Origin of the sequence: Pseudoramibacter faecis (genome assembly GCF_036289405.1) — a bacterium.
Lineage (GTDB): Bacteria > Bacillota > Clostridia > Eubacteriales > Eubacteriaceae > Pseudoramibacter > Pseudoramibacter faecis.
Genome location: NZ_JAYFFI010000002.1, coordinates 176,917 through 189,116, shown reverse-complemented (window position 1 = coordinate 189,116; position 12,200 = coordinate 176,917). Strand labels below are relative to the sequence as shown.

11 protein-coding genes are annotated in these 12,200 nt (G+C 40.8%); 4 read left to right on the top strand and 7 right to left on the bottom strand.

The features are described 5' to 3' along the window. Positions 1–21 precede the first annotated feature (21 nt). The 6 genes from V3C63_RS03530 to V3C63_RS03505 all read right to left on the bottom strand — a co-directional run bounded on the left by V3C63_RS03530 (position 22) and on the right by V3C63_RS03505 (position 6,979). Positions 22–300, bottom strand: coding sequence for a hypothetical protein (locus V3C63_RS03530; protein WP_329886443.1), 279 nt, complete (start codon positions 298–300; stop codon positions 22–24). A 416-nt stretch (positions 301–716) separates the two neighbouring features. Continuing rightward, positions 717–2,453 carry an ABC transporter ATP-binding protein gene (locus V3C63_RS03525; RefSeq protein WP_329886442.1) on the bottom strand — a complete coding sequence of 579 codons (1,737 nt, stop codon included), beginning with the start codon at positions 2,451–2,453 and terminating at the stop codon, positions 717–719. Continuing rightward, positions 2,450–4,237 carry an ABC transporter ATP-binding protein gene (locus V3C63_RS03520; protein ID WP_329886441.1) on the bottom strand — a complete coding sequence of 596 codons (1,788 nt, stop codon included), beginning with the start codon at positions 4,235–4,237 and terminating at the stop codon, positions 2,450–2,452. The genes V3C63_RS03525 and V3C63_RS03520 overlap by 4 nt, the downstream gene beginning before the upstream one ends. Further along, entirely contained in the window at positions 4,237–4,860 is a 624-nt protein-coding gene (locus V3C63_RS03515; RefSeq protein WP_329886440.1) for an MptD family putative ECF transporter S component, read from the bottom strand. The genes V3C63_RS03520 and V3C63_RS03515 overlap by 1 nt, the downstream gene beginning before the upstream one ends. Before the next feature lie 30 nt (positions 4,861–4,890). Beyond that, complete coding sequence (locus V3C63_RS03510) at positions 4,891–6,279, bottom strand: ABC transporter ATP-binding protein (RefSeq protein ID WP_329886439.1); 1,389 nt, start codon at positions 6,277–6,279, stop codon at positions 4,891–4,893. Between the two features lie 4 nt (positions 6,280–6,283). Continuing rightward, a complete protein-coding gene (locus tag V3C63_RS03505; protein ID WP_329886438.1) occupies positions 6,284–6,979 on the bottom strand; it encodes an energy-coupling factor transporter transmembrane component T in 696 nt (231 codons plus the stop codon). A gap of 205 nt (positions 6,980–7,184) precedes the next feature. On the opposite strand from V3C63_RS03505, the gene V3C63_RS03500 reads away from it, so the two are divergent. After that, positions 7,185–8,132, top strand: a complete 948-nt coding sequence (locus tag V3C63_RS03500) for a helix-turn-helix domain-containing protein (protein ID WP_329886437.1) — start codon at positions 7,185–7,187, stop codon at positions 8,130–8,132. 107 nt (positions 8,133–8,239) lie between these two features. Here V3C63_RS03500 and V3C63_RS03495 read toward each other — a convergent pair whose 3' ends face one another. Beyond that, positions 8,240–9,211: a helix-turn-helix domain-containing protein gene (locus V3C63_RS03495; RefSeq protein WP_329886436.1), complete on the bottom strand. Its 972-nt coding sequence runs from the start codon at positions 9,209–9,211 to the stop codon at positions 8,240–8,242. Between the two features lie 162 nt (positions 9,212–9,373). Here V3C63_RS03495 and V3C63_RS03490 point away from each other — a divergent pair, with 162 nt between their 5' ends. From V3C63_RS03490 to V3C63_RS03480, 3 genes are read left to right on the top strand one after another with little or no spacing between them, the layout of a single operon-like run. Continuing rightward, a complete protein-coding gene (locus V3C63_RS03490; protein WP_329886463.1) occupies positions 9,374–10,105 on the top strand; it encodes an energy-coupling factor transporter transmembrane component T in 732 nt (243 codons plus the stop codon). Between the two features lie 9 nt (positions 10,106–10,114). Beyond that, complete coding sequence (locus V3C63_RS03485) at positions 10,115–11,581, top strand: ABC transporter ATP-binding protein (protein ID WP_329886435.1); 1,467 nt, start codon at positions 10,115–10,117, stop codon at positions 11,579–11,581. 12 nt (positions 11,582–11,593) lie between these two features. Beyond that, complete coding sequence (locus tag V3C63_RS03480) at positions 11,594–12,181, top strand: MptD family putative ECF transporter S component (RefSeq protein ID WP_329886434.1); 588 nt, start codon at positions 11,594–11,596, stop codon at positions 12,179–12,181. Positions 12,182–12,200 lie beyond the last annotated feature (19 nt).

Here is a 12,200-nt window from a genome sequence, read left to right as displayed (position 1 = left end):
TCACGCACATCTGCGCATAGGCTATTGCATCAAAGTTGCGAGGAAGATTTCACCCAATTTGCAGTAGGATTTTCTTCCGCCTGCAAAAAAAGTTTGTTCTTCTTTATTTTCTGCAAAGAAATCTTCACAGGTATAAAGCTGGTTTTCCTCTTTCGGTGTCAGGTCGGAAGAGTTAATTTCGTGTGCCTGCCGCTTCCGAAGTTCCTTATGGGCATTGATGCTTTCGTTTTTCAATGTCCGCTTGCAGAAGCCGTTGAATGCGCAGCGTATCTGCCATTCGATCCGTTCAGGTTCATTCATGGGATTCACCTCCTTTCGCAGCCGCGAAAGCGGGTAGAAATTCCCCTTCGCAAACCCTCAACAACGCAGAGAGGAAAACTGCCAAAGAAAAACGAATATTTTTAGAAAAAAGTTTTGGCAGGCACAGAAAGCCCTTATAAAATAACGTAAGAAACCAATGATAAAGAGTAGTGTTTTTGATCCAAACAAAAACGTCCCATCGAATTCGTTCCGACGGGACGCATAATAATACAGATATGTCTTCAAGAAGACATAGGAACATTACAGGGTTACATATTACGTTTGATTTTTGAGCAGCGCACAGGCCACAAGAGTGAAACGATGATTTTGATATACCATAAAATCTTCTCCTAATCAATGTGATTTTAAAATAGCTGCTTCCATATAGAAGTTTCTGACCGCCTCTCAATTCATTATCAAAATTTCCACTCACAATTATTTTGCTGAGTATGGTACAGTTTCGAAAAGAGTCCGCCGTTCGCAATCAGCTCCTCACTTTTCCCTTCTTCCACAACCTTTCCCTGTTCCAATACTACAATATTGTCCGCATGGAGAACTGTCCGCAGCCTGTGTGCGATAACTAAGACGGTTTTATGAGCTACGAGCTGATTAATAGCCTGTTGAACAAATACCTCATTCTCCGGATCAAGAGACGCTGTCGCTTCATCGAGTATTACAACAGGTGCATCTTTAAGCAAGGCTCTGGCTATTGAAATACGCTGTCTTTCTCCGCCCGAAAGCGTCGCCCCGTTTTCACCGAGCATGGTTTTATAACCATCCGGCAATTTTTCAATAAACTCGTCACAGCAGGCAGCTTTTGCCGCTGCTTTGATTGCTTCCTCGTCGGCATCCGGCTTTCCGATGCGAATGTTATTCTCTATCGTGTCGTTGAAGAGAATGACCTCCTGAAATACGAAGGAAAAATGCCGCATTAAATATTCGGGATCAAGCTCTTTTACATTTACGCCTCCGACCTTCACCGTTCCGCCATCCGTATCCCAAAATCTTGCAGCTAACTTGGAAACGGTGCTTTTGCCGCTGCCCGAAGGTCCCACGAGCGCTGTGATCTGTCCGGCTTTTGCCGTAAAAGTCACTCCGTCAAGTACAGTTTCCTTTCCATAGGCAAAGCTCACATTGTAAAAGGATAGATCTGTATTTTTAATCGCTGTGCCTGTTTCTCCGGTCATCGCTTTGCTTTCCATCAAATCGCGAAGCCGCTTGGCAGACACCCGCAAATACAGGATATCCGGCAATAGCGTCAACACCGTGAGAATAGGACCGTAAATTCTGGTTGCAATGAGTAAAAACATCAACATAACAATAAAATCAATCCGTCCTGCTGTCAACAGGTGTATGCCTGCAAAAACCGCAACACCGATACCCGATCTAAGTAACATCGATGACAATGCCATAATTGAACCGGAAACAAGCTCTATGCGAATTGCCGCTGACCGCAATTCTGTAAAAGCATCGTCAAGCTTTTTATATTTTTCTCCCCCGAGATTGCAGGAACGTATCACTTTAATACCGTCGAGATATTCCTGCGACTGTTTTTCTGCTGTAAGCTTTGCGGAAATGTGCTTTGAAAATAAGCGGTTCTGCAGCTTGCGGCTCACCCAAAAGATGAGTGCTGCAAGAGGAAGCATAGCAAATATAGATAGTGCCATTCGCCAGTCAAAGAAAGCGAGACATATCAAAACAAACGCTGATGATGATACATTCGCAAGAAGCTGGGGCACAATATTGGAAGTTGCCGTTTCGATATTTGTGCAATCCGTCATAATATTAGAGGACAACTCACTCAAATCTCTTGCGTTAAAAAAACTCATCGGTAATTTTCTCATTTGCTCCGCTACGCGAAGTCTGGTCGTCTCGGATTGATGATAAGAGGACACATATGTTTTCATATAATCGTGCTTTGAAAACAGGAAAATCACAATAAAAGCTATCGCACCGATCCCAAATAATATCCAAATTTTATTCCACGAAACAGCTTCTCCTGTCAGAGGCTTCAAGACTTCTATGAAAAGCTCGATTGTAATCATGAAAGGAAGCATCAGTGAAAGGCTTGTAAAAAAGCAGGCGATTGCTGCATTTCGCAGTCCTTTTTCCGCACTTTTATCCAGCAGCAAATAATTTCTAAACATTCTCATGAAATAACCTTTTCCTTTCCAATGCCCCATTCAAGGGATTGCGTGTATCTCATCCACATATCTGAATATACCCCGCCTGTTTGCAGGAGATAAGGATGCGTTCCGCTTTCAGCGAGCTTTCCCTTATCCATCACCAAAATGTTATCGGCATCCTTTATGGTTCCAAGCCTGTGGGCAATGATGATAACTGTCCTTCCCTCCATGAGTCTGCGCAAAGCCGTTTGTATAAGTCTCTCATTTTCCGGATCCGCAAAAGCCGTCGCCTCATCCAGAACCAAAACGGGAGTATTGCGAATTATCGCACGGGCAATGGATATACGCTGAGCCTCGCCGCCTGACAGATGAATCCCGCCTTCTCCGAGCACCGTATCATATCCGCCCGGAAATTTTGCGATAAATTCATCGCAGCAGGCCGCTTTTGCCGCTTCTATAACCTCTTCATCCGATGCTTCGGGAAAACCTATTTTGATATTATCGCGAATGCTCTGATTAAAGAGATATACATCCTGAAAAACAAAGCTGACCTGACGCATCAGATCGTGCTCCGTCATTTCGCGGATATCCACATTTCCTATGCATATCCTGCCGCTTGATACATCCCAGAACCGTGGGATTAAGTGGGCTATGGTACTTTTTCCGCCTCCTGAGGTTCCGACGATAGCTGTAACTTCTCCGGCTCGTGCAATAAAACTTACATCGGACAAAGCAAGATTTTCGTCCCCGCTGTACGAAAACGACACATTCTGAAAGGATACCGTTCCGTCATCGGGCTTTTTCCCATGCTCCGTTTCAGACAGCTCCGGCAATACCATTATTGCATCGAAGCTTTCAACGCCCCCGGAAACTCTCATGCTGGAGGATGATACATACAGGAATTTATGAAGCACGGAAGCGATAGCAGGTGCAAGCAATAAATAAAAAATGAAATTCAACAAAAAGTCATTGTAGTCCTTTGTTCCTTTTCCGACCAGAATTCCTACAGGAACAAGAAAAAGATAAATATTGTTGATCAGTGTCATAAATGATGCAGTCGAAATTTTCCATTTCATTGTATATGTCAGCATAAACTTTGTATATGCCGTAATTGCACCTCGTAATTGCTTAAAAGAATGTGCTGTTTGCCCGAAAGCCTTAAGAACCGGCATTCCTCTCACATATTCAACTGTGGCCTCAGTCATATCAGCCGTGTTCTTTTGCAGCTTTGACATGAGCTCTGAATTAGCGGAACCCATAGCGATCATCTGAATGCCGAACGCCGCTGCAACTGCGACAAAAGCAACAAGACCGAAGCGCCAATCGAAGATGAACAGAACCGCGAGCAGCACCACCGGCGCAACAAAGGCAGCAACCATATCCGGATATACGTGAGCTATGAAGTTTTCCATTTGTTCAATATCCTGATTCAACACTTTGCGAAACCGTCCGCTTCCAATGCTAAAATGGAAACCGAGCGGAATTTTTGCAATATGTTCCGTTAATATCGTTTTGAGTTTGTATTGAGTCCCGAACGCGGCAAGGTGTGCACATATCGATGAGCTGAAAAAGAAAAGCACATCGGATGCAATGCCTATCACCGCAATCATTCCGTATCCCAAGACCGATTCGACATTCAGCTTCGTGAATTCCGGATAAGCAGAAATGACATCACGAATAATGTAATAAACAGCAACATAAGGAGCAAAGGAGGCGATTGATGCCAGAGCCGCAAGAACGCCGCTGACCGCAAGAAGCCCCTTGTGATCTGACGCCAGTTCAAAAATATGAGACATACCGCTTTTTTTCATCACTTCGTCTCCTTGAGCAATCCTGCTTTAATGAGATGTTTTTTGAAAACAGCACGAGCAAGTACCGTTCCCAGTATAGCTGTAACAACTGTAACAGCTAAGGCCAAGGCGAGGTACGGACCGCTGATAAATTTAATTAAGCGAGACATGAATTCCCCGTTGATGCTATTCCCCTCAGCAATTTTAAGATAATAATCTTTCATGACAAGAAACGGAATATATGAGCCGATTGCAGTCCCCAGCATCAAAATACAATAGCCTGCGACCTCGCAGGTGTAACTCTTATAATTTCCGCTCCTTACGATCAGTTCCGCGATAATTGAACTGATAATTACCGCTGCAAGTATCGGCCAGCCGCTGCCCATCACGAACATAACCAGCCCGAACAGAGCTCCGAACAATATGATTGCACCGGCTTTAGGCGCTTTTGTCCTAAGCAGCATATATACAGAGGCTGCGACGAAGGAGCCTAATGCAACACCGAACGGTAATGTATAAATGGTCATGCTCATTACCATAATGCACGCCATAAAAAGCACGATAAATATAACGGTAAAAATGCCAAGATTGATAAAATCACGGCCGCCCAGTTTAGTACCGGAAGCAGTTTTGTTTTGATTCATTTGAAATAATCCTCACTTTCTGTTTTTAATTTATTTTGCTAAAGATATGATTTTCGTACAGGCAAGACTCAGAAATTCATTGTCGTGAGAGATCACGATAATGGTTTTTGTCTTGGAAAGCTCCTTTAACATCCTTGCCACGCGGTTCATATTCTCAAAATCGAGCCCGCTCGTCGGTTCGTCAAAAAAGAGTATCCGTGCAGGAGATAAAGCCGCAAGAGCCACACATAAACGTTGCTTTTGCCCGCCGGATAAGGAGAGCGGATGTCTGTCCCGGACACATGTAAGCTCCAAAGATGATAAAATCCTTTGCACATCTTCTGAATTCGGTATTTCACCGGAAGCGGTAAGTGCCGTTTCTCCGATCACGCTGTCGCTGAACAGCTGATAATTCGGATCCTGCATGACAAGAAAAGCATTTTGTTTTCTCATACGAATATTACTCCGTTGTCCCGATAAATAAATACTCCCCGTTTTTTCTTTCATCAGTCCGCAGACGGTTCGCGCCAGTGTCGTTTTACCGATGCCGTTCTCTCCGATTACTCCGACAATATCCCCGTAATCTGCCGAAATATTGATATTTTTCAACACAGTCTTTTTCCCTCGTTCAACCGAGAGATTTCTTATCTCCAATGCAGGAGTTCTCACGGGACAGCTTGCAGGTGAAGCCGAAATTTTAACATCCCATAGCGTGCGAAGTCCCATGCTGTTAAGAGCCTTCACATCTGTGGCGGCAAGCTGATTCATATCGTAAAGTCCGCTCAGTCTGCCTTCGTGAATCAATGCTACCTGATCCGCAACATCGCGAAGATAATAAAGCCGGTGTTCGGAAATCAGTAAAGTCTTTCCGCTGTTCTTCAACTGCAAAAGAAGATTTCGAAGTCTTAAGGTTGAAGTCCTGTCCAGATTTGCGGAGGGCTCGTCCAGAACATATATTTCGGGAGACAGTGCATAGATGCTTCCGAATGCAATTTGTTGTTTTTCTCCGCCTGAAAGTGCAAAAATGTCTCTCCCGCACAAATTCTCCAAATTGAGATTATTTACCGTCCGCTCGTAACGATCGTGCATTTCTTTATATGAAATCCCGCAATTTTCCATGCCGAAGACAATTTCACTGTCGGTATCCGTGTTGAAAAATTGCGTTCTCGGATTTTGAAATACAGAACCGATTTGCATAGCCAATTCATGCGGCTTGCACCCGGCAATATCCTCTCCGTCTATTTTTACGGTTCCGGAAAGCTCTCCGGGATAAAAGCTCGGAATCAATCCGTTTATAAGCCTTGTGACCGTTGTTTTTCCGCATCCCGAGCTGCCGGAAAGCACCACGCATTTACCTCTGCCGACTTTAAGAGAAATATTCTGCAGCGCTTTCGTTTCTGTTTCTGCATAGCGGAAGCTGACCTGCTCCAATTCGATCAATTCATCACCTCCCGACAATTGTCCTCATCAGCAGAACAGAAACCAGCATAGCTGCAAATATAAAAGTCAAAAATGTGTCTTTGAATGTTATGCCAAGCTTTATGAATGATGTTCTTGGCGCGGGATTATCCAATCCGCGAGTAATCGATGCTGCGGAGAGCTCTTCCGCAATGGTAGATGCCCGAACCAAAAGCGGTGCCATGAAGCCTTCAAATACAAGCGCCGGCCGCAGCCTTAAATTTCGCAGGGAAAATCCTATTCCGCGAAGTGACATCGCATCCCGCACATGAGAAATTTCTTCTTTTGCAGTAGGGAAAAAACGCATGGCAACCGCGAAGGTAATGATAAATGCACGGGGAATTTTCATAGCATAAAGGCCTGTTACCATTTCACTGACCGCTGTTGTTTTCAAAAAAGTCTGTCCATAGAGCATAACCGGCATGCACATTCTTATACATAAAACGATCATTAGAATCATGCTGCTCAAAACTGCCGGCATATACTTCGAAAAAATAATAAATAAAAGCAGCAAAACATAAGCGGCAGTGAATTTTATTGTCTTTTTTCTTTGTCCGAGAAGAAAAGAAAGTAAACATACAATGATAAAGACAATACTTCCATATATGATATCCTTTGCGGAAAATGCCACGATACTGATGAGTATCAGCAAAAGGAATTTATAGCGCACATCAAGTTTCAAATCGTTTATCTCCCTTGAAATAGCAGTATATTTGTGCTAGGATCACATTAGTTAGCCTTATCTAATTGAAAGTATAATATATCCTCATTCCTTTGGGCAATAGATCGCGTTCGTCTATGTCTTTTCTCAAAAGAATAATGTCTGATAGAAAAAATGGTGATGCATAATGACAAATATAATCAGCTCCATGTGTAAGGACATGGGGATGGTAAAAAATGATGAAAACAATCCATTCGGCTGCGGCTCTTTCTTTCAGGGGGATGGTCATACGACACAGGGATATTTTTGGTTCCTTCCTCATGGAGAGCATTTTATAATTACAAAATGTGATTTTTATTTTCTAAAGGACACCGGGCTTACAATGCCGAACGATTCGCTTTATATCTCGCTTCGCCTCGAATATGCAAAGCATCTTCCTCCGGGCAAAATCGTCGCTTACCTGGAGGAAAACGGTACACCTGTCAAAACTTTAATGCGCAAAGGAAGTCGGGTTGCTTATACCGAGGTTCTATATCCTCCGTCGTTCTATAAAATGCATCTTGAAACTCTTTTTACGGTGCAAAAAGCGAGTCCGCTCGAGATTTTGAAAAATATGGGCGGTGACCACAATTGGTCATCCGAAATTATGAATGTTCTAAAGAAAATATATGCCTGCTCTCTGAAGGGAATGGCCGCGGAACTATATTACATAGCAGGTGCTTATGCTCTGATGTCGGCGGTGATTGAAATGGGAAACGGAAGAGTGCCTAAAAAAAGCGCGGATTATGAGAGCATCGTTCATGTGATTCAGCACATCGATGAGAATTTTTCACGCACCATAAAACTGGCGGAGCTTTCCAGAGTAGCGAATATGAGCACAACAAAGCTAAAAAATTTGTTCAGGCAATTTACAGGGTGCACCGTCACCAAATACATCCTGTCAAAAAAAGCCGACTATGCGTCTCATTTATTGGCTGATTCTGATTTATCCATAGAGGAACTCGCAAAGAAAGTAGGCTTTGATACAACTGCCGGTTTTTCCACTTCGTTTAAGAAACAAACCGGGATACCTCCATCGGAATACAGAAAGCAAATTGAGTTCAACTGCTTGAAGAACCCGTCAGAAATCGCAGACCTCACATTTGGAAACGACGATACTGAAAACACAATCTAACTAATGTTAAAGCGTTGCAATTTTTATAACTGCAACGCTTCTTTCATAACACTATTTAAGTTGTATTTGATTTTTTATTTCTACGGTCTAACAATATCAATTGTATATTAACCGGAATTTACATGCAGATTGGTTCTGCTCAGTCTGTAATCATTTGGGAGTACTCCCATATATTTTTTAAATTGAAAAGAAAAACTTCCGGCATTTTTATATCCAACGAGATGGGCAATCTCTGCAATATATAAATTACTATATGATAACATTTCACAGGCATGTTCCATTCTTTTTTGCGTCATGTATTCTGAAAGAGATTGACCGACAACTGTCTTAAATACATACTTGAATTTTGAAATGCTCATATAGGCATCTGCGGACAATTCCGTCAGTGAAAAATTCTTTGATAAATTTTGATTCAAATACGCCATAATTTCTATAATAGCATTTCGATCCGCAACGGAAACACCTGCGTTTAAACCTCGAAATATATCTGCCTTTTGAATAATGATGGCGGCTAATTCATCAATTTTGCTTTTGAAAAATAACTTTGAACTGTATTCATTACCTTTAAAATTACGAATCTGGTTAAAAACAGATGATATTTCAGGAATGGAAATACCATGCGGGAATACTTTCAGATCTTCTTTAAGATTGACGCTGTTTATACCAAATTCTCTTTTTAAGTACACATCGTAATATTCCGGCATAAGCTGTATACCGATAAGCTTTGCGGGAATATCTTTTTTAATAACATATCTATACACTTCATTATCAGGAGTATAGTCAATATACTGCATCCCGGAATAAACATCACCCTTGGGATAGCTATGCTCCGAATCAATGGAATCGTATTGTTGGATAGAGATAGAATCGTCCGATATCACAGCATATTCAAAATCGCGAATATATGAATGTTCCGCAATGCAAATACTTGCATAAGATCCCAGTTCATATATAGATGTATATCCCTTACCTAATTCCGATGAGAACTGATATGTATTGAAGCAAGGGTTCATAAAAGAGTTGGCTTTTGAAAGCTTGCTATCTGTATGTTCGATAAAACTCCGATATCCTTTATTCAAAATTCTCCCCCCTCCTTATTTTGATTATGATAGAAGCCAAAAAGTATAGCTAAAAGCCAAAAGCTTTCAAAACGTTAGATGTAGCTAACTATAATATGTTAGTATACCATAAAGTCTGACGTAAAAACAGGCTTATTCAAGGTGTATATTGCAAGGGAGTGAATCACAACGAATAAAACAAGAAAAAATAGAACTTTTGATTTCAGGACAATTCTTTTTTTGGATTTGCTGATTATGGTATTTATGTTGCTTTCAGGAAAACCGGAAGTGACATTACTATCCTTTTTTATTGCAGTAATCGTGCTGATAGCAGGGAGACAATATTATACTTTAATTCGTTATGCGGTAACTTTTGGAGTTCTTTATTTTTATTATTATGCGGTTACTCATATGCAAATTCTTATATTGCGAACTCCTATATTTTTTATTATCGGTATTATCGCTTTTATCATTCAGCGAATCATTCCGTTTATGATGTTAGGATCAGCAATCAAAGGACAAAAGAATTTATCCGAAATTACAACTGCTCTTGAAAAATGCAGGCTTCCCAAAGGCGTTATTCTGAGCATTGCGGTAATGTTTCGCCACTTTACTTCACTAAGGGAAGATTTTTTTACCATAGTTGAGGCAATGAAACTTAAAGGAATAGATACCTCGTGGAAAGGAGTGATATTCCATCCGTTGAGGATGCTTGAGTATTTATTAGTTCCTATGCTGTTTCGTAGCATGCATATGGCAGAAGAATTTTCCTGTGCGGCACTTGTAAAAGGGATAGAAAATACGAATTGTCGAAGTACATATTTTAATGTGAAGATCCGCAAAAAAGACATCGTATTTTCAGCAATCACCATTGTTGCATTTATATTAAGTCTAACAATAAATTTTTTGAGGTAAGAAAACACAATGATCCGATTGGAAAAGCTGAGTTATAGGTATAAAGATAATGAATTTCAAACGATTGAAGAAGTAACCCTTTCCATTAAGAAGGGAGAATTTGTAGTTATTACCGGAAGAAGCGGTTCGGGAAAATCCACTCTGTTCCGCTGTATCAACGGTTTATGTCCCCTGTTTTTTGACGGGGAGAAATCAGGAAATATTTACTTGAACGGTAAAAACATCGCTCCGTTTCGTATATGTGACATATCCAAAATTACATCTTCTGTTTTTCAGAATCCGGAAAATCAATTTTTTACAGCTGATGTGCTGTCAGATCTCGTTTATGCTTGTGAAAATTACGGAATTCCCAAGCAGGAAATCGAGCGGCGAATGAAGTATATCGTTTCGCTGCTTTCTTTAAATAACATAATCGAAAAGAAATTGTCGGATTTATCCGGTGGTGAAAAACAAAAGGTTGCAATTGCTTCCATCCTAATGCTCAAGACCGGTATTCTTCTGTTGGATGAGCCTTCATCTAATTTGGATTATCAATCTATTCTTTTACTGTCGGAAATCTTCGAGAAATTAAAAGCAAACGGCTACACTATAATTGTTATCGAGCATCGCCTTTTTTATATGAAAAATCTTTGCGACAGACTGATTGTAATGGGAAATGGCAAGATATCCGGCGTATATGAGAGATCCGAATTGAAAACTCTGAGCAACGACATGCTTCATGAAAAGGGATTGCGAGGAATAAATCTTTTTCAAAGCGTTGTCAGAGACCCTCCGAAGGATATATTTGATAACCCTCTCTTGGAGCTGAAGGACATTACTTTCAGATATAAAAAAGAAAGAGAAATATTGAAGGGAATTTCATTCTCTGTTTTTCCGGGTGACAAAGTGGCTTTGCTCGGAAAGAACGGATGCGGGAAAACAACACTCGCCAAAATTTTATGCGGGCTAAAAAAAGAACAAGGAGGAATTATTAACTTTGACGGAAAAAGGTTTGCAACAAAAGATCGAAGTAAAACTACGAGCTATGTCATGCAGAATGTGGATTTTCAACTTTTCGGATACAGCGTGTATAACGATTTGCTCCTTGGAAACGAAAGTCAAGCTGATATAGAAAGCCGGATACAAAAAGTTCTTGATATATTACATCTTTCTGATATGAAAGAACAGCACCCTACGATTTTATCCATGGGGCAGAAACAGCGTTTGGTGATTGCAGCCTCTTATCTGTTAAATAAGAGGGTTAATGTATTTGATGAACCCACAAGCGGTTTGGACTACGAAAGTATGCAAAAGGTTTGTGATTTAATCGATTCTATTACAGGAAACAAAAACGCATCCATTATCATTACACATGATTACGAATTCATTTTATCCGTTTGCAATCGTGCAGTACTTTTGGAAGATGGAAAGATATTAAAGGATTTTCCTTTGAGAGATACAGAACAACTTAATCTTATTTTTAAAGAAAATTTATAAGAGGAATAAAAAATGAGTAATAAATGGAAAGTCAGTGATTTTGTCTTAATCGGTTTGCTGGCAGCTGTTCATGCTGCGGTAATCTATGGGGTCGGGATGTTAACCGCTGTAATGATTCCTGTTATGCATGTATTTGCACCGAGTATTACCGCACTTATCATGGGAAGCATCGTTCTATTCGTTGTTAAAAAAATTGAACATTTCGGAGCGATGACTTTACTTGTAAGCTTAGGAACTGCCTTTTTTACTCTGACCGGTATGGGGAGTATTACCTGTTTGATTTGTGTCATTGTCGTAAGTCTTATCGCAGATATCATCGTTTTTAAGACGAATTTCAAAACCATAGCTGTTGGTGTCGGTTATGGATTTACACAGGCTGCCTATTTCTTTGGCGGATGCATTCCGTTCATTTTCTTTCTTGATAGAGAAGTAAAAAAATGGACCGATATGGGACTCGGTAAAGATGAAATATATGCCTATGTAAAATTTTTTACCGGCGGATTTGCAGCATTGGGTATGGTGTCGGCAATTATCTGCGGAGTTATCGGCGTCTATATAGGAAAGGTCATTTTGAAAAAACATTTCAAGAATATAGATTAAAATAAATATAGGAGGCTTT